The following is a 24,347-nucleotide window of genomic DNA, read 5'->3' on the forward strand; positions in this document are numbered from 1 at the left end:
GGCCTCCATATCGGAAGCTCGGCTCGGCGTCAGCCTCCGACGCCTAACATATGGCACTTCGGAAGGTCTAGAATCAGATTGGGGTGCGTCGCTGTCAGACGGCTTCGTGCTGAGCGAATGGTAGATTCTGACAAGAGCTGCCGTTCAAAGCCTGCCCGGCGGATAGCGGATTTTGGTCGGGAGCAGCCGGAAATTGGGTCAAGTCGCATCCGCGGTGCACCGCAGCCGGCCGTTCGGGTCCATCGACCGGCTGCCGGGAACCCGACATCGAGGGTCGGGTGCGCCGTCGGAGGGCCGGGAAGCGTTCAGCCGGGACATCGGCCGAATGGCGACGTGGCTCGGTCTCCATGCCGGCGTCGCTTCGACCGGCGCTTACGGCTGAGGCGCTGCCTCATCCTGGCCCGGCGGTTGGGCCGCTTGCGCCTTGCGCATTTCCTCGATTTCAGCCGCGGTCTTGAAATCGATCAGCTCGACCTGGAAGACGAGGTCGGAATTGGCCGGGATCGTTTCCGATGCCTGCGCGCCATAGGCCATCGCCGCCGGAATGCAGAGCCGCACGATCGCGGTTCGGCTCAGCAACTTCAATCCTTCCGAGAAGCCCGGGATCACCCCGCCGACCGGCATCGGCGTCTGCATGTTCTGGTCGAACACCGCCCCGGTCGCGGCGAGATATCCGACATAGTTCACGAGGACCATGTCCTCCCCCGCCGGCTGCGCGCCCGTCCCCGCACGCAGCATCGTGTAGCCGAGCCCGGACGGCGTTTTGGCGGTGCATGCGCGCTGCGACGCGGGCACGATCGGCATCAACGGTAGCGGGATGATCCCGGCATTCGGTTCCGCCGGCTTCGGCGAAGCGGTGGCGGGCGCCGCTGCGCGAACGGCCGGCACGCCGGCGAGCAGCGGCATGACCAGCAATGGCATTACCAGCAATGGCAGGGAGATCCGGGAGATCAGGCGGGGCGTCAAGCGACGGAAGGCGTTCATGATCGGGCCATAGGCAGGATCGACGCGTTCGGGCAAGCGGAAGGCGATGGGCCGGCCCCAAACGAAATCGCCGGAAGCAGCGCAGGCAAAGCACCCACGCCACCCCCGGCAATCCTCACATCACATCCCACGCGAAACGCGCGCTATCCGTCAGTCTCTCAGAACTGAACCGACCGGCCCCCCACCGCGCCCACCGCCGGCGGCGCGAACTTGGTCAGCTCGATGCCGTCGACGGCGGCCTTATATTCCGCGGCGCTCGGGGTGCGGCCGAGGATCGCCGACAGCACCACGACCGGGGTCGAGGCGAGCAGCGATTCACCCTTCTTCTCGGCAGAATCCTCGACGACGCGGCCCTGGAACAGGCGGGTGGAGGTGGCGAGCACGGTGTCGCCCTTCTCCGCCTTCTCCTGGTTGCCCATGCACAGGTTGCAGCCCGGCCGCTCCAGATAGAGGATATTCTCATATTCGGTGCGGGTGGCGGTCTTGGGCTTCACGTCGTCGAACTCGAAGCCCGAATATTTCTGGAGGATATCCCAGTCGCCCTCGGCCTTGAGCTCGTCGATGATGTTGTAGGTCGGCGCGGCGACCACCAGGGGCGCCTTGAACTCGACCTTGCCCTCGGTCCTCTCGATGTTCTTCAGCATCTGCGCGACGATCTTCATGTCGCCCTTGTGCACCATGCAAGATCCGACGAAGCCCAGATCGACCTTCTTGGTGCCGCCGTAATAGGAAACCGGGCGGATCGTGTCATGCGTGTAGCGCTTGGAGACGTCCGGGTTGTTCACGTCCGGATCGGCGATCATCGGCTCGTCGATCACGTCGAGGTCCACCACCACCTCGGCGAAATATTTCGCGTTGGCATCGGGGGCGAGCGCGGGCTTCTCGCCCGAGCGGATCTCGGCGATGCGCGCGTCGGCCTTGGCGATCAGCCCCTGCAGCGTGCCCGCGGCGTTCTCCATGCCCTTGTCGATCATGATCCGGATGCGCGACTTGGCGATCTCCAGCGACTCGATCAGGGTCTCGTCCTGCGAGATGCAGATCGAGGCCTTGGCCTTCATCTCGGCCGTCCAGTCGGTGAAGGTAAAGGCCTGGTCGGCGAGCAAGGTGCCGAGATGCACCTCGATGATCCGGCCCTGGAACACATTGTCGCCGCCGCACTGCTGGAGCATCTGCGCCTGGGTCGCGTGGACGACGTCGCGGAAGTCCATGTGCGGCTGCATCGTGCCCTTGAAGGTCACCTTGACCGACTGCGGGATCGGCATGGTCGCCTCGCCGGTGGCCAGCGCCAGCGCGACGGTGCCCGAATCCGCGCCGAACGCGACGCCCTTGGACATGCGGGTGTGGCTGTCGCCGCCGATGATGATCGCCCAGTCGTCCACGGTGATGTCGTTGAGCACCTTGTGGATGACGTCGGTCATCGCATGATAGACGCCCTTCGGGTCGCGCGCGGTGATCAGCCCGAAATTGTTCATGAAGGCCATCAGCTTGGGGATGTTCGCCTGCGCCTTCTTGTCCCACACCGAGGCGGTGTGGCAGCCGGACTGATAGGCGCCGTCGACCAGCGGCGAGATGACGGTCGCCGCCATCGCTTCCAGTTCCTGCGCGGTCATCAGCCCGGTCGTGTCCTGCGAGCCGACGATGTTCACCTTCACGCGCACGTCCGATCCGGCGTGCAGCACCTTGCCCGGCGTCACGCCCACAGCGTTGCGGTTGAAGATCTTCTCGACCGCGGTCAGGCCCTGGCCCTCGACGCTGATTTCCTTGTTCGGCGCATAGACCGGGGTCGGCTCGACGCCCAGCGTCTCGGCGGCGAAGGTCTGGAGCTTCTTGCCGAAGACGATGGCATAGGAACTGCCCGCCTTCATGAACTCCATCTTCTGCGGCGTGAAAGCGGCGGCGATGTCGACCAGTTCCTTGCCGGCTTCGTCGCGGAGCTTCTTGCCCTTCACGTCGATCTTCAGCACGGTGCCGGTCTCGACCGAGAACTGCTCTTCCAGCACCGGGTTGCCGTCATTGTTGAGGATCGGCTTGCCGTCCGCGTCGAGCTTCCTGGTCCAGTTCTTCAGGTTGATGCCGATGCCGCCGGTCACGTCGACGGTGGTCGCGAAGATCGGCGAGATGCCGTTGGTGCCCGCGACCACGGGCGCATAGTTGACGAAGGGCACATAGGGGCTGGAGCGCTTGCCGGTCCACAGCGCGACATTGTTCACGCCCGACATGCGCGAGGAGCCGACGCCCATCGTGCCCTTTTCGGCGACCATCATCACCCGCTTGTCGGGGTGCTGCGTCTTGAGCGCGACGATCGCCCGCTGCGCCTCGGGCGACATCATGCACTGGCCGTGCAGCTCACGGTCCGATCGCGAATGCGCCTGGTTGCCGGGGGAGAGCAGGTCGGTCGAGATATCGCCCTCGCCGGCGACGAAGGTGACGACCTGGATCTCGTCCTCGACGTCGGGAAGCTTGGTGAAGAACTCCGCCTTCGCATAGCTTTCCAGCACATCCCTGGCGACCGGGTTGCCCGCCGCATAGGCGCCGCGCAGGCGGAACATGTCGGCGTCGTAGAGGAACACCTGGGTCTTCAGCACCGCGCCCGCCTGCGCGGCGATGGCGGCGTCGTCGCCCAGCGCGATGTCGAGCAGCACCTTGACCGAGGGGCCGCCCTTCATGTGCGAGAGCAGGTCCAGCGCGAAGGCGGGGCTGATCTCCGGCACGATCGCCTCGCCGAGGATGATCTGCTTGAGGAAGGCCGCCTTGGCCGCCGCGGCGCTCGTGGTACCGGGCAGGGTGTTGTAGACGAAGAAATGGAGCGCATCGGCGCGATGCGCGCTGCCGGCATCCTCGATGAGGGCGACGATCGCCTCGATGAGTCGGCCGTCGTCGATCGGCTTGGGCGCGAGCCCCTGGATTTTCCTGCTTTCGATTTCGGCGAGATAATCCAGGTAGATGCTCATTATAAATCCACTGCCATGAAGTGCATGAAGCCGGGCGCAGCACCACCGGCCGGCCGTGTTCGGCCCGGCCTGCGGCTGACGGCTCGCGCGTACGCCAACCGCGCCTGACTGGCAAGGCGGCGCACGCCCGCAAAACAGGCGTTTCGGGGGTGCGCCGGGGGCCGCGCCGCATCGCACCGGCGCTGCCCCGCATCGCGATCATGGCCAACGCCGTCCATCGCCGTTAGGCTCGCGCCGGCCGCCCGCTCGCGCCCCGCCCGGAACATCCGGTCGCGTTCGCGAGTCTGGCCGGCGCGCCGGTACATTGGATCGAGACTTTCGGATGAACGCTGCAGCCAGAATATCGCCCTTTTTCACCACCGCGCGGCTCGGTGCCGCCATCCTCGCGCTCGGGTTCGCGGCGAGCGCCCCCGCGGTCGCGCAGACCTATTCCGCGAAGGAGGTCGGCAACTGGACGGTGGCGGCGAGCAAGGACGGGCAGGGCTGCTTCCTCACCCGCACCTATGAGCGCGCGGGGCGCACGACCTTGCTCGTCGGGCTCGAGGTCGATGGCGGCAACCATGTCACGCTGCTCAACGCCAACTGGTCGATCAAGCCGAAGGACCAGGTGAAGCTCGATTTCCGCCTCGCCAGGGCGCGCTATGCGGATCATTTCGCGGTGGGGATGGAAGCGGCGGGCAAGAAAGGCTTCGTCACCAGCTTCGATGCGAAGTTCCTCGCCCATTTTGCCGCCTCGGGCGCGCTCGACGTGTCGCGCGGCAAGGTGCCGGTGGAAAAGCTCGCCCTCGACGGCAGCGCCGCGGCGGTCAAGGAATTGCGGCGCTGCGTGTGGATCCACAAGGCCAACGGGCTGGGCATCGAGACCGGCAAGGACCGCGCGGACGGCATCCCGGCGGACCCGTTCGCAGCCGATCAGGGCCGCAAGCCGAAGAAATGATGTGGGTGGCATGGCCGGAGATTCGCGCGGTTTGCGGCGAGTGGTGCCGCGCTCACGCCGAAAAAATGGCGGTTTTCCGCTGATCGGAACGGATGCACGGCCGGTCAGAATCCGATTGGCGGAACTTTGGCGGTCCGCTTGGATTGTACCGTTGGATTAACGATACGGAATAATATATGTCGCACTCTCTGATGAAACTGGCTCCCGCGGTTGTGCTTCTGGCCGGCGCGGTCGGCCTCAGCGGCTGTGCAACCAAATCCTTCGTGAGGGAGCAGATCGCGCCGGTCAGCCAGCGCGTGGACACGCTCGAAGCAAGGCTTCAGGAGACCGACGGCACCGCGAAGACGGCGCTGGCGGAGGCGCAGGCCGCCTCGCAGACCGCGCAGGCCAACGGCCAGCGCATCGACCAGCTCGGCGCCCGCGTCGATGGCGCCGAACAGCGCATCGCCGCACAGGAAAACGCGCGCAAGCGCCCCCGCAACTAATGGTTTCGGGTCGGCCCCTGCCTGCCGGCCCCGCATGATGAGTCCCCCGAGACGGTCGTCGCTTCCCGTGGCGGCCGTTTCCTTTCGAGCGCTTGGACATCGATGATCAACAGCTTTCCGGCGCTGGCGGCGCTGGCACTGGTCCTTCCCACCGCGGCCGTGGCGGTTCCCCCTGAAGCGACGCAGCAGGCCGCGGAGAGCGCCGTCGTCGAGGAGAAGCCTGGCCCGTCGATCGGCGCGCAACGCGTCGCGGACTGGATCGCCTCCTCGGGTGACAATGCGTCGCTGCCCTATCTCGTCATCGACAAGCCGACCGCGTCGCTGCGGCTGTTCGATGCCAAGGGCAAGATGCTGGCCGAAGCGCCGGTGCTGATCGGCATCGCCGCCGGCGACGACGCCACTCCGGGCATCGGCGCCAAGAACCTCTCGGAGATCGGCCCGGCCGAAAAGACGACGCCGGCGGGGCGCTATCTCGCCAAGTTCGGGCTGGCGGTGGGCAGGGAACGCGTGCTGTGGGTCGATTATGCGACCTCGGTGGCGATCCACCCGATCCCCAAGACCGCGCCGAAGAAGGAGCGCCGCCGCCAGCGGATGCTCTCGGCGACGTCCGACGACAATCGCATCACCTTCGGCTGCATCAACGTGCCGATCGCCTTCTACGGCAAGACGCTGCGGCCGCTGTTCCAGAAGAAGGGCGGCTATGTCTACGTGCTGCCCGACACCAAGACGGTGGAGGAGGTGTTCCCGCGCCTCCGCGTCGAGGCGCTGAGGGCCGGCAGCACGGGCTGATCCGCGCCGCCGGCCCGCCGCGCCCGATCAGGCGGCGGCGTATGTCGGCTGGAGCACGGCTTCGACCAGCGCCGCCTCGCGCAGGTGGCCGGCCTTCTCGTCATAGTCGGGATCGGCGACCATGTCCGTGAACGCCTTGCGGCTCGGGTAGCGCACGAGCGCGACCATGTCCCACGCCTGGCCCTCCTCCGCCGACAGCGCGGGCAGGCCCTCGCCGACATAGACCAGCTCCGCGCCATAGCGCCCCAGCAGCGGGCCGACCGCGGCGATATAGTCGTCATAGCGCGCGCGCCCGCCATCGGGGCGGAAGCGCAGCAGGTTGAGCATGACGATGGGCCTGTCGTCCTCGACGGCGGCAAAGCGCTGCAATTCGCTTTCGATCAGCGTGATCATGGTCGTTCCTCTTGGTTGTGGCCGGCGGGTTGGGACGCGAGGCCCGCCAGGAACCCCGTCAGCACCGCATTCACCTGCGCCGCCGCTTCGAGCTGCGGCCAGTGTCCGGCCTGTTCGATGGTGAGAAAGCCGCGCAGCCCGGGCAGCGCCGGGCGCAGTGCCGCTTCGCTGGGCTGGCGCACCGCGTTCAGCCCGTCGCGCCCGCCCGTCAGGAAGAAGGATGGCTGCCGGATGACCGCGCCGGCATAGGCGCGCCCGGCAAGCGCGTAGAACGGGTCGATCGCGCGGTAATAGTTGAGCCCGCCGTGGAAGCCGGTTTCGGCGAAGCGCGCCACCGCTTCCGCGATATAGACGGGGTCGATCGCGGACAGCGGTTCGGGCGCGGGGCGCAGCAGCCCCCGTGCCGGATCGAACGGATCCCAGCGCAGCGCCGCGGGCGCCTGGCCCGACGTCCAGTAATAATTGCCAGGGATAGTGGTGGCGGCATCCACCCAGGCGGCGTCGGCTTCGGGCCGGATCTGCGCGAACATGTAGAAATCGTCCATACCCGCGGCGCGCAGTTCGTCGAGGAAGGTCGGGCCGCCGGGCTGGATGAAGGGCACGCTGATCGCGAACACCGCGGTGAAGCGGTCCGGCCGCAGCATGGCCGCGTTCCAGGCGACGTTCGCGCCGAAATCGTGCCCGGCGACAACCGCGGTCGCGATGCCCAGCGCGTCGAGCACGGCGACGAGATCGCCCACGCAGTGCACCGCCATATAGGCCTCGGCCTCCTCGGGCGCGTCGCTCTCGCCATAGCCGCGCATGTCGAGCGCGATCGCCCGCCAGCCGGCATCGGCCACCGCCTGCATCTGCGAACGCCAGCTCGACCAGATCGCCGGAAAGCCGTGGCAGAACAGGATGGCGGGGCCGCTGCCCTGTTCGACGACGTGCAGCCGGATGCCGGCAGCGTCGATGTGGTGATGGCGCATCTCGCTTCTCCTCGGCGACCCTGCTAATACAGATGTATTGGCTTGGCAATACGAGTGTATTGGAGAAACTGCGTGGCGGACGATCAGCGGGAGGCTTTGCTCGAAACCGGGGTGGCGCTGGCGCATGCGCGCGGCTTCGGCGCGACCGGGGTGCGGGAGATCACGGCGGCGGCGGGGGTGCCGCAGGGCTCCTTCACCAATCACTTCCGCTCCAAGGAGGCGTTCGGCGTGCTGCTGCTCGATCGCTACGCCGCGCGCATCGAGGGCATCATGCGCGAGACGCTGGAGAATGAGGCGCTGGCGCCGGCCGACCGGCTGACGGGATATTTCGATCGGATCGCCGCGAATGCCGCAGCGCTGGAATGGCAGCGCGGCTGCCTGGTCGCCGATCTCTCCGCCGAGAGCGCGTCGCACGGCGAGGCGATGCGCGCGGCGCTGCAGGCGGCGCTGGAACGCCAATCGGCACGGTTTGAGGCGACGGTCGCCAAGGTTTTTCCAGGGAACGATAGCGATCTTGGCGCCGTTCTGCTGGCGGCGTGGCACGGCACGCTGCTGCGCACCAAGGTGGAGCAGACGCCGGCGGCGATCGATCGCTTCCGCCGCGTGCTCGCCGGGCTGATCGCAGCGAGCCAGAAAGGATAGGGTCGCAATGTCGGATAATCCACGGTCGGTCTCTTTCAGGAATGGCGACATCGACATCGCCGGCGCGCTGCACCTGCCGCCCGGCTTCGATGTGCAGCGCCGCTATCCGGCGCTGGTGATCGCTACGCCCGGCAGCAGCGTGAAGGAGCAGATCGGCGCGGTCTATGGCCGCGAGCTGGCCGCGCGCGGCTTCGTCGCGCTGGTCTTCGACCCGGCCTATCAGGGGCAGAGCGGCGGCTTGCCGCGCGACCGCGAGGATCCGGCGACGCGGATCGAGGACATACGCTGCGCCGCCGACCATCTCGTCACCCTGCCGTTCGTGGCCGAGGACCGGATCGGGCTGCTCGGCATCTGCGCGGGCGGCGGCTATGCGGTCAGCGCGGCGATGATCGACCGGCGCTTCAAGGCGCTGGGAACGGTGGTGGCGAGCAATATCGGCCGCGCGTTCCGCCAGAACGAGGCATCACCCGACGCGGTCGACGAGATGCTGGAGGCGGTCGCCCGCCAGCGCACCGCGGAGGCGCGCGGCGCCGCGCAGCGCCGTGACAACTGGCTGCCGGACACGCCCGAGGACGCCGCGGCGGCCGGCATCACCGATCGCGACATGCTCGACGCGATCGACTTCTACCGCACCCCGCGCGGCCGCAGCCCGCATTCCACCAACCGGCTGCATTTCGAAAGCATGAGCCGCATCCTCGGCTTCGATGGCTTCCACCTCGCCGAACAGCTTCTCGTCCAGCCGGTGCTGGTTGTGGTCGGCGGCCGCCCCGGCACGACCTTTTCATACGCAGACGGCAAGCGCCTCTATGAGCAGGCGCGCAACCGTCAGGGGTTCGTCGCGGTCGAAGGGGCGGGGCATTACGACCTCTACGACAAGCGCGAATATGTCGATCAGGCGATCGAAGCGCTCTGCCCGTTCTTCAAGACGCAGATCGCCGCCGCCTGACGCCGACACGCTCACCCGCTCGGCATTCGCGGCTCCAGCGCCGGGAATGCGTGAATTACGGTGACATTGCCCTTTTCTTGATCTTTGGCCAGCGCCTGGCGGGCCTTGGATCTCGTTCGGCGCCGCAATGGTCAGCCAGCGGGTCGCGATACAGGCGATAATCCTCGTCGCGGAAAAAGACCCGCTGCCGGCCGTTGCCCCGCTGCGTCACATGGTGGGGGATGCCGGGAATGATGAAGCGGGGCAGTTGTGCCATTCCGCCTGGCTCTGCTCAACCGGGGAGCCCGTCAATTTGTGCATTGTCACCGTTCCTCGAGACCAATCATCGAGGCATGGTGGAAAGATTATCCAACCGTTGCAGGTGAGACTTACGCGCGGCACTCTGCAATTAGACGCTCTATTTTGCCAGCAACCTCATGGAGGTCACTCTTTAACATAAACGAGTTGATCCTGACGGAACCACAATCGTAGATACGAAGCCGTCTGAACAAAACATATTCTCTATTGAAATTTGACGGATGTCTCGCACAGCGATTTTGCGATGCCCCAAGATTGATATATATCCATCGCAATAAACCATATATTGGCGCCGATGTCTTATGTTCGAGGCAAATTCAAGGCCAGCGTAAGCCATGGCTCCATAGAACATAGGGTACACTAAATATCCGAAAGCATCAAAAAAGATGGTTTTTTCAGACCGATACCGTGAAAATCAAAATATACAGTCGCCACTACAAAAGCCGAAACGGAAGTTACGACAGCCGCATTTGTCAATACATTGGACTCGGATATAACAATTTTGCGCTTGTGCGTCATATTTGCTACGTGCCAATTTATTGGACGATCGGAATTACGGTGACGCTGCACTTTTCGTGATCTTTGGCCAGCGCCTGGCAGGCCTTGGATCTCGTTCGGCGCCGCAATGTTCAGCCAGCGGGTCGCGATACAGGCGATAATCCTCGTTGCGGAAAAAGACCCGCTGCCAGCCGTTGCCCCGCTGCGTCACATGGTGGGGGATGCCGGGAATGATGAAGCGGCGCAGTCGTGCCATTCCGCCTGGCTATGCTCAACCGGGGAGCCTGTCAATTTGTGCGCCGTCAACGTTACACGTGCACCGTTACCCGTGCCGATTCGAAAGTCGACGGAAACCTGCCGTTATCCCTTCGCGAAATTCGGAGAGGTTGGACCCCGCCCAGCTTCTGCTGGGTCAAGCAATCGAATTTCAGGAGGCTCAGCGCTGATCACATCCAAACAATGGTTCAGTGTTGATAAGGCCCAATGCTGTAATGGTCCGGGATAGTCATCGGTCGCGAAAGTCGTAGAAGTCACGTATCGCATGAACGCCGAATTAATGCGACGAGAGAGGTGTCCGGAAAAATCTGGCTCGCCCTCTTCGCGAATCCAGTAGCTCTCGTTTCTTACAGCATATGCAACATAGTTACTCCAATAAAGCTCCCATGTGAGACTTTGGCTTGTCACCTCAATCTGACGAACGTTCTCGATCGCAAAGATCGGGTCGTCGATGATCGTGCTTTTGCCAAGCGAAGCCTGCCGAACGACGATTCGAAGCTGGTTATCGAGCGGTTCGCCAATCTCGGTTAGGTACAGGTCGAGCCGTCCCGGGGGAAATTTTATATCGTCTTGGTCGGTTGCCATGTGAACAGCCTAGCCGATGTGCGAACGACCGTAAATGAGCGCGGACGGCCATGATCCGCTTCCCGGCCTTCCGTCTGTTTTGTGCCAGATCTCGCTGCCATCGACGCCTGCCAGCGCGCCTGAAAGCGGCCAAAGCCCGATGACCTGACGTGAGCGGCAGGTCTTGGCTACGCTGCACCGAAAGCGGCCGAGCCGGTTCGCCCCCGAAGGAGGCTCCCAACGAAAATGAGCTTTGCGTTGGCTAAGAAGGGCAGCGCGCGTAGCCGGCAATGCCGATGTCAGCGAGACGTGGTTGGTCGACTCGCGCCTGCATTACGGCTGTTTCATCACTGATCACAATGGCATTATCGTGATTTCTATCGATAAACACGCCGTACAAGACGGCCCTACCGGTCTGCAGATCTTTTATCCATAAATGATAATGGTCACGTTCGCCAAATTTTATCTGAACGAGTGGGTGAATTTTACCGTAGCCCCAGTCCAATCCGCTTGAACTAATTACAAGATATTTCTCACCCGGCTTATCTCAGGCCGGCCTTGCGGTTAGATTTGTGGCGAGGTATTTGCCAAAGACATCGGCGTCTGTCTTCGTGTCCTGGACGGCGAGCATCGAGCCAAGGATGAACAGCAGCAGCATGCGACGCCCCTTGAGGCAGGAAATGCGCGGGGGGCAATATCCACCTTTGTCACATTGTGTAGCGCGACCGGCCAATGTCAGCAATTGAGACCGAGGAGCTATGGTCCAGCTTTCCGGCGTTACGACCGCTTTGCGGCAAGCCTCGTCGTCGCGGCCGCCCGGGCGGCCCGAAACCGGACCGTGCCAAGCGGCCACCAGCAGGGCATTACGGGGACACAATTTAAAACTCCGGTCAGAAGCCGCGGCAGGCTCCGATCGCACCTATTTTATATTGCGTCCCCGAAACATCGGCGTCCCCGAAACATCGCGTCCCCGAAACATCCCCGGACGCTTCTAACTAAACCTGCCGCGATGCTCGCAGAGATGCCCCAATGTAGGGCGAAAGCAGTCGATCGAATTCTTGATCACTCAAGCCGTCCTTCCCTACAAGCTGCTTCGATGTGCTCGCTTCCATCAATGTGCGAATCGGTGTACAGGTAAAGGCAAGCTTGAAGTAGCTGATGAATTCAAACTGGTTTGGAACTCTGCCAATCTCTTGCGAGAGCGTTTGAATTAGCATGTGAGGCAAGGCATGAGCTGCTTGTTCTTTCAGCCTTGTCGCGACTTGTTCATTCATCGCAGCGCAAATTCACACGGATAGTGGGTGATCGTCGTGTTCTACGTACTCCTAAATTCGTCCGCAATAGGGCGCGAGCTGCCGCCGAATCATTTTTGGCCCATGATGTCCGCTTCGCGCCAGAATCCGTCGATCTGGCGCCGTCAGGCCGCGCCCGAGAGCGGCGATAGCGCCGGCTAAGGGCGGATAGCGGCTCGCTGCCTCCAGAGATCGAATCCCGGGCAGACGATCATTTCGCCTTCAGCCCGGACCGCCCCGCCAAGCCGTTTGATCGGAGCACGGACGAGCAATTGCTGGCGCCGGCGATCGCTCTCGGCGCTCTCGGTGGCGGTGCCGCAGGCGTCGGTGGACGCGCGATTTTCCTGCGTCAGGATTCAGAGATCGTTTCGTCCTCGATCGCTGCCAGAATCATCCGCTCCCAGATGGCAAGGTCGCCGACGGCTGCCATCCTTCCACTGGGCTCGCGCAACGTTCTCAGCACTGCGAGCGCTGCACCGGTAAAGTCCGGCCAGAGCTTATTCACTGCCTCACCCGCCGATTCCATATCTCCCTCGCCATTGCGGCTGAGTTCATACCCTGCAAGAACGCGGGCGACACGCTCGACGGGAGCGGTATTGGCCGTGTCCATATGTCGCCTCCATTCACACCGATCCAGCACGTCCAACGATCCGGGCCTGGCCAAGTTGCGGCAACACGAAATGTCTCTGGTGAGGCCGGCCGCCCGGTCGCGTTGCGCAGCCTCGATCCGATCGATCGGTGGCTATCCCGAGCCCGGACGCGACGCCCATTGGCCGCTGTAGCAGACGGACGCGTCATCGCTCGATCGGATACCAACGCCTGGTGCCCACGCCTGACGGCGGCGATGATCTTGTCGGGGTCGGCGGTCCAGCGAAGGGGCTTTGTGCCGACGGCATGGTGCCCGGCGACGAAGCGGCCGATGGCGGCCTGGTATTCGATGAGCGCGTGGAAAGCGCCGCCTGGCCTCAGCGCGCTTCCCCCGGCAGGCTCAGGATCTGCGCCTCCGCCGTCAGCCGGCTGCGCAGCTTGGCATAATCCACATCCTGCACCGCCACCTTGTCCGCAATCGCGATGTCGGCGGCGGCCGCGGCGGACTGGCCGAGGATCATGAACACCGGCTCCATCCGGATCGATCCATAGGCGATGTGCGAGGCGGAGAGGGCGACGGGGACGAGCAGGTTGGTCGCCTCGCGCTTCTTGGGCACGATCGCGTCATAGCTGATCGGATAGGCGCCGCCGGGATCGACCTCGATATTGCCCTCGTTGCGGGCGAAGCCGCGGGCGTCGACGATGCGCTGCACATTGTGCGAATCCATGTTGTAGGATCCCATGCCCACCGGTCGCGGCGTCTCTTTCGTGCCGCGCAGATGCGGCTCGGCCATCACGAAATCGGAAACCATGCGCCGCGCCTCGCGGACATACATCTCGCGCGGCCAATGGCCGTTGGCGGCGAACTCGTCCCTGCACAGCCCCCAGCGCGACATTTCCGCGCGGGTCTCGGCGGGCACGCCCGGATCGTTGGCCATGAACCAGAGCAGCCCCTGCTGGTAGGTGCGATGCTCCGCCGCGATCGCCGCGCGCTCGGCGTCGCTGCCCTCGGGGTAGCGATAGTTCATCCCGATATTGTCGAAGGAGAAGGCGCCGTAATTGTTGGTGTCGGTCTTGCCGTTGGGGATGCGATCGAACTTCTTGAAGAAGGTGCGATAGCCGGCATCCATATAGCGCTTGAGCAGCGCGTACTGGCCGGCGTCGTAGCCCGCCGGTTTGGGCAGCGGCACGCGGTTGGCGGCGACGTCGGTCAGGCACATGCGGAAGGTATAGGCCTGGATCTTGTCGTCGGCGGTGCCGTCCGGCGCCGGGCGTTCGGCGCTGATCCGCGGCAGCAGGCCGGACTTCGGATCGCCGGGCACGCGATAGGGATCAACGTCGCGTTCGAACTGGTGGTTGGTGGTGTTGGCGAGCTGGACGCCGTTCAGCGTCTCGCCATAGGTCGCATTGGCCTCGCGCCCCACCGCGAAGCCGACGCCCGCGCCCGCCATCAGATCGCCCTCATAGCTGGCGTCGATGAAGACCTTGCCGGCAAAGCGCGTGCCCGCGGTCGAGCGGAAGGCGATGATGCGGCCGCCGCTGGTCTCGACCCCGCCGGCGCCGCGGTCGATCGGCTGGGCGCGGACGACGGTCGCCCCCGCCGCCTTCACCCAATCCTCGAGGATGCGTTCGGCGACATGCGGCTCGAACTGCCACATCGCCGCGCCATCGACGAAATTCTCGGCACGTTCGGGGCGCTTGGCGAGCGTCCACGCGGCGGGATCGTCATAGTGGCGCTTCACCCGGCGGTAGAATTCCAGCGAGAGTCCGCCGATCGCGCGGTGGTTGCCGGTGTCCGACCAGCCGAGGCCGTTGGTGGTCATCCCGCCGAGATAATCGTCGCGGCAGACGAGGGTGACGCTGCGGCCGAGCCGGCGCCCCTCGACCGCGGCGATCACCCCGCCCGCGGTGCAGCCATAGATGACGATGTCCGCGGGCGGCGGCGGCGTTTCCGCCTGCGCGGGGGCCACCGGCGCGAGCAGCGTCAACAGGGTTGCCGACAGTGCGGCGGTGCGGGTTCTGGCCATGACTAGGTTCCCTGGGTCGTCTCGCGTTGAAACTTGTCCGTTGGTGCCGAGCAGCGGCTGGGCGAAGCCGAAGACGCGTATCGCAGCACCCGCTCCGCGCCCGGCCCCTCGATACGCCATTTCGACTTCGCTCGATGGCTGCTCAGGCCGAACGGGGTTGGGGGAGCGTCGCGCTTCAGAACGTTGCCGCGACGCCGAAGAAGATGCGGCGATCCTCGCGCGAGGAATTGAGCAGGCGCGCGCGCGTCTGCAGATATTGGCGGTCGATCTCGCGGGTCAGGTTGATTGCCTCCACCGTCAGCCGGATGTTGCGGGTGAGGTTGATCTGGCCGGAGATGTCGAGCTGCCCGCGCGCCTCGGCATAGGAACTGCCGCCCGCCGCGGCGCCGCCCTGGCCGAGCAGGTAGGAGCTGCGGTAGATATAGGCGGCGCGCAGCGAGAAGGTCTCGTCCTCATAGAAGCCGATCAGGTTGTAGCTGTGCTTGGAAAGCCCGGGCAGCGGCAGTTCGGCCTGCGTCGCCTCGTCGATCAGAGGCGTCTCGCTGTCGACATAGGTGTAGTTGGCCTGGATGCCGAGATTGTCGAACGGCGCCGGCAGGAAGCGCAGCGACTGCTGGTAGGCGACTTCGAACCCCTTGATCTTGCCCGCCTCGCCATTGACCGGCTGGGTGATCTGGAACGTCCCGAACTGTTCGGAGAGGCCGGGGATGAATTCCTCCTGGGTCACGTTGATCGTGAAGGAATCGACGTCCTTGTAGAAGGCGGCGAAGGTCAGCGCGCTCGACGGCTGGAAATACCATTCCAGCGTCACGTCATATTGCGTCGCCTCGAACGGCCGCAGATTGGGGTTGCCGCGCGATCCGGTGCGCGAGACGAACAGCGGCACGAAGCTGACGCCGACGTCGCTGAGGCTGGGCCGCGCCACCACCTTCGCCGCGGCGGCGCGCAACGTGAGGTTGCGGGTGAGGTCGAGCGACGCGTTGGCGCTGGGCAGCCAATAGTCGAAGCGCGATTTGGATGCGGTCGCCTCGGTATCCGAGAGGAAGCCGGACGAGATGCGCTCGAAGCTGATATAGCGCACGCCGGCATTGCCGGAGATCGGCAGCGATCCGATCTCGCCCTCGAAATTGCCCTTCGCGTAGAAGGCGATCGTGTCCTGATCGACGTCCTTGATCGAGACGCGGCCGAACGGGATGTTCTCCGCGCGGGGGATCGGCAGGTCGAAAGCGTCTCGCGCGGCATCCTTGTCGGTGGTGCCGCCAAGGAAATCACGGGGGAACGTGCCGCTGACGCCGGGGAAGTAGCTGCCCTGGCTGTTGTCGTAGACCAGACCCGGCAGCTCATCGACGGTCAATATGCCGTCGCCGTTGCGGTCGCCGATGCCGAGCAGGCTGGCGGCGGAGGGGATGTTCTGCGGCGCTTCCGAATAGAATTGGATCGTCTCGAAGCGGGTGCCGGTCTCGATCGATTTCAGCGGGCCGAAATCGGTCATGATCTCGAAATCGACGCGCGCGTCATAGCCGACATTGTCGGTGATGAAGTCGTTCTCGAAGATCGAGGCGAGCTGATACTGGCCGGGATCGTCGCGGTTGAAATTGGTGTCGAGCGACAGGTCCGGTACCGGATTGCCCGCGGAGAGATCGTAGCTGGCGTTGGTGACGTTGCCCGCGCGCGGCACGACGACATAGGTGAAGGAGGCGCCGGGGCCGCCATCGGTGCCCTGACCCTTGCTGTAGGAGGCATCGACCGACACCTTCACCCGATCGCCGTCATATTTGGTCGAGAAGCCGAGGTTGGTGGAGCGGAACTCGGTGGGCTCGTCATAGATCAGCGGGCGCAGGGTGACGCCGTTGAAGGTGCCGCTGACGACGGTGCCGTTCTCGTCCGCCACCGCGCCGACGTCATTGTCGTTGAACAGCACCTGATAGTTCTGGCTGTTGCGCTCGCGCTTCAGCCGCGAATAGGTGCCGTCGAGGATGATCTCCCAATCCTCGGCCGGGCGGTATTGCAGCGATCCGTTGAGCGTCAGCCGCTGTTCCTTGCGGTCGTAGATGCGCGCCATGAAGCGGTTGGGGCGGAACAGGCCCGGATCGTTCACCCCGTCGCCATCGCCGTCGATATTGTTGGTCCGCGTCCAGCCGCCGCTGTCATAGGAATAGCCGCGCGTCTGGATGTCCGAATAGGCGGCGCTGGCGAGGACGCCGAAGCGGTCGCCGAAATTCTTGGAGATCAGGGCCGATCCGCGATAGCCGAGATGATCGGCCTGATCGGTATAGGCGCCCTGCAGCCGGCCGCTGGCGACGAAATCGTCGAGTTCCAGCGGGCGCTTGGTCTTGAGGTTGACGGTGGCGCCGAGCGCGCCCTCGGGCATGTCCGCCGAGGGCGATTTGGCGACGACGATGCTCGAGATGATCTCCGGGCTCACCGACTCCAGCGAGGCGCTGCCGCCGGCGCCGGGCCCCAGGAAGGTGCGGCCGTTGATCTCAAGCCGGTTCTGCGAAATGCCGCGCACGGTGAAGTTGGATCCGTCGCCCTCGCGCCGGGTGATCTGCACGCCGGTGATGCGGCTCATCGATTCCGCGACATTCTGGTCGGGCAGCTTGCCGATATCCTGCGCGGTGATGACGTCGACGATCGTATCCGCGCGCCGCTTGACGTTGATCGATTCCTGCAGCGAGGCGCGGATGCCGGTGACGACGATGTCCTCGGCCGGCGCCTCGGGCGCGGGGGGCGGGGGCGCGTCGGCGGGCGCTGGCGCGGGCGCATCCTGCGCGGCGAGGCTGGCGGGGGCGAGCGTGGCGCGCGCCACGGTCTGGCGCCGCTTGAGCACGATCGCGCCACCCGCCTTCACCGGCACCAGATCGGTGCCCGACAGCAGCATGGAAAGCGCGGTGTTGACGTCGATCGTGCCGCGCACGGCGTTCACGGTGATGCCGTCGGCGATCGGGCCGGAAACGAGGATCTGGATGCCCGCCTGGTGCGCGAACAGCGGGATGCCGGTCTGCGCGGCCTGCGCGGCGACGTCGAACCGCCGGACCTGCGCCGCGGCGTGGGTGGGGGCAGCCGCGCACATGATCGTCGTGGCGATCGTGCCGAGCAGGTAGCGCCGCATATGGGCCATCATCGTCTCTCCCTGTTGGTCGGACGCACCTGTCCCCGGTGCGCTCCCGACGATACGAGTCGGTGCGGCGGCGTTTCCGTCAGGGTGTCGGCGGTTTTTTGCGCGAAAGCCGGATTTCGGTGGGCGTGCTCGCCACCTCGACGTCGATCGAAGTGGAGAGCGTCGCGGCGAAATCCTCCGGCTTGTCGATCTGGAACAGCCCGACGAGGCGTTCGCCGGCAAGGCTCGGATCGGCGATGACGAGCTGGCGATGGTTGTAGCGGTTGAACTGCTCGACCGCGCTCGCCAGGCTTTCATTCTCCAGCGCGATCTCTCCGCTGCGCCACGCCAGCGCGCGCTCGATCCGTGCCGGCGCGGTGCCGACGGCGGGGGCGGCGGCGCTGGCGGTGAAGTCGGCAAACTGGCCGGCCTTCAGGATGGTCATCGTGCCGTCCGCGTCGCTCGGCCAGACCGCGACGATGCCCTCGGTCACCGTCACCTGCACGCCATCCGCGCCGCGGCGGACCGAAAAGGCGGTGCCCACCGCGCGCGCCTGGGCGATGCCGGCGTCGACGATGAAGGGGCGGGTGCGATCCTTGGCGACCTGGAACCAGGCCTGCCCGCTGTCGAGCGCGACGCGGCGCGTCTCGCTGCCCAGCATCACCCGCATCTCGCTGTCGGTGTTGATCGTCGCGACCGATCCGTCGCCCAGCGGCAGCCGGCGGATCTCGCCGCGCGCGGTGACGAAGCGCTCGCCGCGGGTGCCCCGCCAGCCGATCATCCCGGCGACCGCGGCGGCCATCGCGCCGCCGATCCCGGCGAGCAGCAAGCGGCGGGTGGGCTGGCGATCGTTCGCCGTCTCGACGTCGGCCGTCTCCGGCACCAGCGCCCGTTCGATCGCGCTCAGCCCCGCCATCGCGCGCAGCAGGGCGCCGGCATGGCGCCGGTCACGGGCGAGCCACGCGTCGAGCGCCGCCTGTCCCTCCGCGTCGAGCGGATGGCGCAGCGCCCATGCGGCGGCTTCCTGCTCAGCGCGTTCGTGCACGGGATGCTGCCTGTTTGGCGGGAGCGCTCTGGCCCTCGGCGGGTTCGGTCATCAGCTTCAGGATCGCGCGCAGGCTGCGGCTCGCCTCGTTCTCGACCACCATCTCGCTGATCCCCAAGGTCGCCGCGATCTCCTTCTGGCTGATCCCCTCGACGCGCCGCATCAGGAAGATGCGGCGGGCACGATCGGACAAGGTGGCGAGCGCCGCCTGGACGCGCCCCAGTTCCTGCCGTGCGACCGCGACGCGCTCGGGCGAGGGAAGGTCGCTGTGGAGATAATCCTCATCTGCGTCGGCCAGCGGATCGATGCGCACCACGGTGGCGGTGCGGCGCTGGCGATGCGCCAGGTTGCGCGCCATCGTGAACAGATAGGCGCGCGGCGAGCCGATCCCGGACACGTCGGGCAATTGGGCGAAGCGGCAATAGCATTCCTGCACGATATCCTCCACGTCGTCCGCAGCGACGAAGCGCCGCTGCAGCCAGACCCGCAGATCGCGTTCATGCGGCAGGATCTCGCGCCCCACCCACTCAGCCAACGCCTCGCGTTCCGTGATTCTTCTCCTCTCCCATCCCCCTTGAGCCGCGGGGGACGATATTCCGTCAGCGGGTGCGGATAAATTTGGGGGCGGGGCCAGCTAGCCCGACTTCGCCGGCACCGGCAAGGCCGGCCCGGCCGGTCGCGATCACCGGCAGCCCCGCCTCGCTCGGCATCGGGATGCCGGAATTCCCGGCAAAGGACGCCGCCCCCCGCCACCCCGGCGGGGGGCTACAGCGCCTCAGAACTGCGCGCGAACGCCCAGGCTGATGCGGCTTCCCGAGAATTCGTAGGTGGTCGGGAAGGCGGGATCCATCGTGTAGCCGGTGGTCTTGGCGTTGCCGATGTTGATGCCCTGCAGCTCGACGCGGAAATTCTCGGTCAACTGATAGCTCGCGGCCAGGTCGAACTGGCCATAGGCATCGCGATAGACCGGATACATGTTGCGCTCGATCCGCTCCACATAGGCGCCCTTGCGGTTGTAGGAGACGCGCATCGCGAGCGGTCCGCGTTCGAAATAGATGGTTGCATTGTACGTATTGTCGGCAAGGCCGATCGGGGAGGTCGGGATGCCAAGGTCGGACTGGCCGGTCAGCGAACTGTCGAGGAAGGTATAGTTGGCGTTGATGCCGAAGCCTTCCAGCCACGGCGTGAACATGCCCAGCGGCACGATGGCGTTGAGTTCGACGCCGCTCACCTTGTACGATCCTTCGGCATTGACCGGCTGGTAGACGTCGAAATCATAGACGCCGTCGATTGTGCCATTGGCGTTGTACTTGGTCACATCCGGAACCACGCCGGTCAACTCGCTCTGAACGACGCCCTTGATCTTCTTCCAGAAATAGGATGCGGCAAGGATGCCCCCGCCGCCGAGATATTTCTCGACGCCCGCTTCCCACTGGTCGGCATAGGTGGGCTTCAGGTTCGGATTGCCGTCCGTGAAGCGGAAGTCGTTCCAGCTTGCGGTGCGCTTGTAGGCAAGGTCGGTCAGCGCCGGGCGGATCAGCGTCTGCGAGGCGGCGGCGCGCAGATAGAGGCTGTCGGTCAATTCGGCATGCGCGTTGAACGCGGGCAGAAACTTCTCGTAGCGGCCGCTGCTGGAAATCGGGGCGTCGGTATAGCCGGTCGAACCGTCATCGTTCTGGACCTGGTGGAAGCCTTCGGAATGGACCGTGGTGCGGACGTAGCGACCGCCCGCGTTGACGAACAGCGGCACCGGGCCGATGTCGAACTCGAAATCGATCATGGCATAGGCGGCGAGGGTTTCTTCCTTCACCTGATAATATTGGCCGTCGTCGAACGGAGTGACGAAGCCGTCGGGCCGGAAGAAATCGCGCGCATAGCTGTTTGAAATCTGCTGCCAGTCGAGCTCTCGGGCCTGATAGGATTTGCCGCCGACGATGTCGGTCACGCTCTCGAGCGGGCTGTCTCCCAGGGTGCGTGTGTTGACATAGGCGACGCTGCCGCGGGTCGGGCCCTGGATCTTCTCCTCGCCATAATGCCGCTCATTGGCCTTGTTGGTGTAGCGGCCACCGACGTTGAAGCGCTTCAGCGCGGGGAAGGCATCGAAGTCGAAATTGTAGGTGACGTCGATCTGGGCGGCATATTTGTCGTCCTTGATCCGCTCGAGCGTCGTTTCATAGGCCTCGAACAGGTAGGAATCCGGCGCATTGTACATGTCGATCGTGCGCGGATCGTCGCTCGGGATCGTCTCGCCGCCATTCTCGGTATAGCGCGTGCGCGACGGTGCATAGGCGACATGCTTGAGATTGGATGCGTCCAGCGTTTTCCGTGCGCCCGAATAGCCGCCGAGCAGGTTGATACGCCAGTTGCCGGTCTCCCAGTTCATCTCGCCGCCGAACTGGCGATAGTCGGTTTTGTTGATGAACTCCTTGCTCAGGAATTCGTGCTGGGTGTTGGTGTAGGAGACGTCCCGCAGCACGACGATCCCGTCATCCGACAATGTGGTCGCGTCGAAGTCGTGGATCGTATCCAGCGTCGAATTGCTCGATGCGGAATAGCCCGCCGCATCATATTCATCCTCGACCGTGTCGTAGGAGCCGATGAAAGCATCGAAGCTGAGGCTGAACTGGTTGCTGGGCTTGTACTGGATGGAGCCGGAAATGCCGAACCGATCCTGATCGTTGAGGTAGACGCGGTCACCCACCTTGTCGAGAAAGACGATGCGGTTGACCTCGTCCTGATCTTTGACGTCGTCGATGGTCACGCCGGCATCGCGTTGCAGCACGGCGATCGCCTGCCGGGCATTGGCATTGTTGCGATCGGTCCAGCGCGAGATCGGGCGGAAGTTGATGCCCGAATTGGAATCCGTGCGGTTTGTGCGCTTCTGCTTGGCGACCGAGATGAGCACGCCGAAATCGCCGAACGTGTTGCTTGCGAGGAAGGAGAATTGCGGATCGACCTTTTCGGAGATCGAGTTGTAGGCGCCCTCGGCCGAGCCGACGACCCGCAGGCCGGGATTGTCGAACGGGCGCGCGGTGCGGATTGCGACCGATCCGGCGATCCCGCCTTCCTCGTCGGCTGCGGTCGGTGACTTATGGACGGTGACCGACTGGATCAGCTCGGATGCGAAGATGTCGAATTCGACGTCACGGCCGCCCGACCCGGACGCTGTCGCCAGCTTGTTGATCGAGACGAAGGTGAATTCGGTCGGCAGACCGCGCACGTTGACTCGCGTGCCGAGACCCTTGTCGCGCTCGATCGTCACGCCGGGCAGGCGCTGCAGTGCTTCGGACAGGTTCTGCTCGGGGAAATCCGCGATGTCGGTTGCGATGATGGAATCGGAGAAACCGATCGTATTGCGCTTCATGTCGATCGCTTCTTCGAGGCTGCGGCCATAGCCGGTGACCACGATATCGCCGTCACCGGCCTCCCCGGCCGGCGCTGGCGCGGTCTGTGCAACGGCCGGCGCGGCGGCCAGCGCGGCAATGGCTGCGCCGAGCAGAAGCGGCGTCATTCGGCCAAGGCGATTGTCCATGCGGTTCATCTGAATTCCCCTTGTTGATTGGTCGGCCGGCGTTCGCCGGATGGATCGCAAATCGATCCCGCCCCCCGTCCGTCGAAACGTCGGGGATTGTCGTGGGCTGGGCAGTGTCGTGGGCTGGGCGGTGCCGTGGGCCGGGCAGTGCTGCCGGCGGGGCGGAGGCCGCCCGGCGTTCAGCGGATCGCGATGATCATCGGCGTCGGCCGGTCATTCCGGAGCCGCTGTCACGCAGCGGCGCCGGTGCGCGGTCATGACTGTAGGAACGGCGAAATGCCGGTGTGCGATACACTGCAACCCCCTGCCTTTGTGGCTTGCCGAGCCCGGTGGGGGAAAGTTGTGACGTGGATGTTACGGTGGCCGAGATTATTCGAAGCGCGATGCCGGTGCTCAGTTTCACGACAGCGTGGCTGTCGCCCTATGAATCACGCATCTGCGGCGTTCCGGGGATATATCCGTTCACACCGTCTGCATGTCGTAAACCACCACCCGCTGCCACAGATGGCTGCAATTCTTCACGAACGCCTGGTGGATCTCATGATCCTGATACGTCTTCTGGTCGGCGGCGTTGTCGAAATACATCAGTTCCGACACGTCGTAGCTCGCGTCCACCACGTCGCGGTTTTCGGTGGGGGCGGGGGTGCCGATCAGCAGGGTGCGGATCACCGGGATCGCGCGCAGCGTCTCGAGGCCGGCGATCAATTGCGCGCGGTCGGCCGCGGCGCCGGGGTTCTTGAGCCAGAAGAAGACGTGGTGGACGAGCGCCGCGGTGGGCGGGGCGGCGCTAGCCGTCGTCGGTCCCAGCGCCGCGCCGGCGCCGCCAATGGCCATCATCGCTGCAATCTCCCTTCGGGTGACGTCCATCCATAGTCTCCTGTGATCGGTTGCGGCCGGGGGGCCATCGAGGTGGATTCGCGCTCGACGATGCTGTGTTCGAACAGTTCGTCGGCGGTGGTTGCGCTGCCCATGCCGTCGAGCGCGGCGATCAGGCATTGGGTGGCGCGATGGGCCATGTCCTCCACGGGCTGGCCGACCACGGTCAGCGGCGGCCAGATGCGCGAGGCGACGATGGTGTCGTCGAACCCCGTCACCGCAAGATCGGCGGGCAGCCGCAGCCCCAGATGATTGGCATGGGCGATCACGCCGGCGGCGAGATCGTCGCTGGTGCAGATGATCGCGCTCGGCGGGGCGGGGCGCTCCAGCAGCACGCGCCCGGCGAACAGCCCGGCGGCATGGTCGAATTCCAGGCCGTGCAGCACGAGTTCCGGATCTTCGTCCAGGCCGTGCGCGGCGAGCGCGGCGCGGAAGCCGCCGAGCCGCGCCTGCACCACGCTATATGCGTCCGGCCCGGCGACATAGGCGATGCGGCGATGGCCGCGCGACATCACGCGCTCGGTGATCGCGACCATCGCCGCGCGATTGTCGATCCTGACGGTGGTGACGCCGGGCAGGCGGGTGCCGGTCGCGATCGCCGCCACCGGCACGTTGAGCGCGGCCAGCGCGGCGGAGCCGCTCAGCAGTTCGGCGACGGGCGGGATCAGCAGCAGCGCGTCGGCGCCGGCACGGACCAGATCCTGCGCCATCCGCTCCGCCTCCGCCCGGTCGGCCCCTTCGCCGCCGCGCAGGGTGAGCTGGAGCCCGTGCGCATTGGTCGCGCGCAGCGACCCCACCAGCACCGCGTCGAGGAAGGGGGTCCGGCGGTTGCAATAGACCAGGCCCACCGTCGTCGCGTGCGCCTTGGCGAGCCGCCGGGCGGCGAGGTTGGGGACATAGCCGAGCTCGGCGATCGCCGCGCGCACGGTGGCGACGGTCGCCTCGCTCGCGCGGTTGACGCCGTTGATCACGTTGGAGACGGTCATTGCGGACACGCCCGCGCGTTCCGCCACCGCCCGGATCGTCACCCCTTCCTGTCGCCGCCTCGCCATCCGCCCCGGTTCCTTCGCGCACCCTGATAGCGCATTCCGGCCGCCCGCAAAGGCGATGGCGGGCCGGGGTGCGGATTATGGCCACGGCTTTCACGCATCGGCGCT

21 protein-coding genes and 1 pseudogene are annotated in these 24,347 nt (G+C 65.3%); 5 read left to right on the forward strand and 17 right to left on the reverse strand.

The annotated features are described in order from the left end of the window. Nucleotides 1-372 precede the first annotated feature (372 nt). A complete protein-coding gene (locus tag NX02_RS03240) occupies nucleotides 373-1,020 on the reverse strand; it encodes an FKBP-type peptidyl-prolyl cis-trans isomerase (protein ID WP_025290756.1) in 648 nt (215 codons plus the stop codon). A gap of 122 nt (nucleotides 1,021-1,142) precedes the next feature. Beyond that, nucleotides 1,143-3,935, reverse strand: a complete 2,793-nt coding sequence (locus NX02_RS03245) for a bifunctional aconitate hydratase 2/2-methylisocitrate dehydratase (protein ID WP_025290757.1) — start codon at nucleotides 3,933-3,935, stop codon at nucleotides 1,143-1,145. Nucleotides 3,936-4,257: 322 nt separating this feature from the next. On the opposite strand from NX02_RS03245, the gene NX02_RS03255 reads away from it, so the two are divergent. The 3 genes from NX02_RS03255 to NX02_RS03265 all read left to right on the forward strand — a co-directional run bounded on the left by NX02_RS03255 (nucleotide 4,258) and on the right by NX02_RS03265 (nucleotide 6,146). Next, entirely contained in the window at nucleotides 4,258-4,872 is a 615-nt protein-coding gene (locus NX02_RS03255) for a hypothetical protein (protein ID WP_025290759.1), read from the forward strand. A gap of 176 nt (nucleotides 4,873-5,048) precedes the next feature. Further along, nucleotides 5,049-5,357: a hypothetical protein gene (locus NX02_RS03260; protein ID WP_025290760.1), complete on the forward strand. Its 309-nt coding sequence runs from the start codon at nucleotides 5,049-5,051 to the stop codon at nucleotides 5,355-5,357. Nucleotides 5,358-5,462: 105 nt separating this feature from the next. Beyond that, nucleotides 5,463-6,146, forward strand: coding sequence for a L,D-transpeptidase (locus NX02_RS03265; protein ID WP_025290761.1), 684 nt, complete (start codon nucleotides 5,463-5,465; stop codon nucleotides 6,144-6,146). Between the two features lie 27 nt (nucleotides 6,147-6,173). On the opposite strand, the gene NX02_RS03270 is transcribed toward NX02_RS03265, so the two are convergent. Then, nucleotides 6,174-6,539 carry a DUF1330 domain-containing protein gene (locus NX02_RS03270; RefSeq protein ID WP_025290762.1) on the reverse strand — a complete coding sequence of 122 codons (366 nt, stop codon included), beginning with the start codon at nucleotides 6,537-6,539 and terminating at the stop codon, nucleotides 6,174-6,176. Then, nucleotides 6,536-7,507: an alpha/beta fold hydrolase gene (locus NX02_RS03275; RefSeq protein WP_025290763.1), complete on the reverse strand. Its 972-nt coding sequence runs from the start codon at nucleotides 7,505-7,507 to the stop codon at nucleotides 6,536-6,538. The genes NX02_RS03270 and NX02_RS03275 overlap by 4 nt, the downstream gene beginning before the upstream one ends. A 72-nt stretch (nucleotides 7,508-7,579) precedes the next feature. Between NX02_RS03275 and NX02_RS03280 the strand changes: the two genes are divergently transcribed. Both NX02_RS03280 and NX02_RS03285 read left to right on the forward strand, forming a co-directional pair. Beyond that, nucleotides 7,580-8,149, forward strand: a complete 570-nt coding sequence (locus NX02_RS03280; RefSeq protein ID WP_025290764.1) for a TetR/AcrR family transcriptional regulator — start codon at nucleotides 7,580-7,582, stop codon at nucleotides 8,147-8,149. Between the two features lie 7 nt (nucleotides 8,150-8,156). Further along, nucleotides 8,157-9,095 carry an alpha/beta hydrolase gene (locus tag NX02_RS03285; protein WP_025290765.1) on the forward strand — a complete coding sequence of 313 codons (939 nt, stop codon included), beginning with the start codon at nucleotides 8,157-8,159 and terminating at the stop codon, nucleotides 9,093-9,095. Nucleotides 9,096-9,150: 55 nt separating this feature from the next. Here the strand turns inward: NX02_RS03285 and NX02_RS31255 are convergent, their stop codons facing one another. The 13 genes and pseudogenes from NX02_RS31255 to NX02_RS03325 form a co-directional block, all read right to left on the reverse strand. Continuing rightward, complete coding sequence (locus NX02_RS31255) at nucleotides 9,151-9,351, reverse strand: hypothetical protein (protein WP_211258278.1); 201 nt, start codon at nucleotides 9,349-9,351, stop codon at nucleotides 9,151-9,153. 594 nt (nucleotides 9,352-9,945) lie between these two features. After that, complete coding sequence (locus NX02_RS31260) at nucleotides 9,946-10,146, reverse strand: hypothetical protein (protein ID WP_211258279.1); 201 nt, start codon at nucleotides 10,144-10,146, stop codon at nucleotides 9,946-9,948. 104 nt (nucleotides 10,147-10,250) lie between these two features. Further along, nucleotides 10,251-10,751, reverse strand: a complete 501-nt coding sequence (locus NX02_RS32105) for a hypothetical protein (protein ID WP_158013883.1) — start codon at nucleotides 10,749-10,751, stop codon at nucleotides 10,251-10,253. Between the two features lie 974 nt (nucleotides 10,752-11,725). Then, nucleotides 11,726-12,004: a hypothetical protein gene (locus NX02_RS32110; RefSeq protein WP_158013884.1), complete on the reverse strand. Its 279-nt coding sequence runs from the start codon at nucleotides 12,002-12,004 to the stop codon at nucleotides 11,726-11,728. 367 nt (nucleotides 12,005-12,371) lie between these two features. Further along, the gene (locus tag NX02_RS03290) at nucleotides 12,372-12,632 is read right to left on the reverse strand and encodes a hypothetical protein (protein ID WP_025290766.1); all 261 of its coding nucleotides are present in this window, start codon (nucleotides 12,630-12,632) and stop codon (nucleotides 12,372-12,374) included. A 197-nt stretch (nucleotides 12,633-12,829) separates the two neighbouring features. Beyond that, a pseudogene (locus NX02_RS33505) lies at nucleotides 12,830-12,979 on the reverse strand (IS630 family transposase); the annotation flags it as partial. Between the two features lie 8 nt (nucleotides 12,980-12,987). Beyond that, on the reverse strand, nucleotides 12,988-14,637 hold the full coding sequence (locus tag NX02_RS03295; protein WP_039996383.1) for an FAD-dependent oxidoreductase: 1,650 nt from the start codon (nucleotides 14,635-14,637) through the stop codon (nucleotides 12,988-12,990). A 175-nt stretch (nucleotides 14,638-14,812) separates the two neighbouring features. Continuing rightward, a complete protein-coding gene (locus NX02_RS03300; protein WP_245648755.1) occupies nucleotides 14,813-17,761 on the reverse strand; it encodes a TonB-dependent receptor in 2,949 nt (982 codons plus the stop codon). 76 nt (nucleotides 17,762-17,837) lie between these two features. Next, on the reverse strand, nucleotides 17,838-18,782 hold the full coding sequence (locus NX02_RS03305; protein ID WP_025290769.1) for a FecR family protein: 945 nt from the start codon (nucleotides 18,780-18,782) through the stop codon (nucleotides 17,838-17,840). Continuing rightward, a complete protein-coding gene (locus NX02_RS03310; RefSeq protein WP_245648756.1) occupies nucleotides 18,766-19,317 on the reverse strand; it encodes an RNA polymerase sigma factor in 552 nt (183 codons plus the stop codon). Before NX02_RS03310 ends, NX02_RS03305 begins: the two co-directional genes overlap by 17 nt. 240 nt (nucleotides 19,318-19,557) lie before the next feature. Further along, nucleotides 19,558-22,323: a TonB-dependent receptor gene (locus NX02_RS03315; RefSeq protein WP_084717599.1), complete on the reverse strand. Its 2,766-nt coding sequence runs from the start codon at nucleotides 22,321-22,323 to the stop codon at nucleotides 19,558-19,560. Between the two features lie 453 nt (nucleotides 22,324-22,776). Continuing rightward, nucleotides 22,777-23,151: a Dabb family protein gene (locus NX02_RS03320; RefSeq protein ID WP_039996386.1), complete on the reverse strand. Its 375-nt coding sequence runs from the start codon at nucleotides 23,149-23,151 to the stop codon at nucleotides 22,777-22,779. Continuing rightward, entirely contained in the window at nucleotides 23,148-24,242 is a 1,095-nt protein-coding gene (locus NX02_RS03325; protein ID WP_025290773.1) for a LacI family DNA-binding transcriptional regulator, read from the reverse strand. Before NX02_RS03325 ends, NX02_RS03320 begins: the two co-directional genes overlap by 4 nt. Nucleotides 24,243-24,347 lie beyond the last annotated feature (105 nt).

Source organism: Sphingomonas sanxanigenens DSM 19645 = NX02 (assembly GCF_000512205.2).
GTDB classification, from domain to species: Bacteria; Pseudomonadota; Alphaproteobacteria; order Sphingomonadales; family Sphingomonadaceae; genus Sphingomonas_D; species Sphingomonas_D sanxanigenens.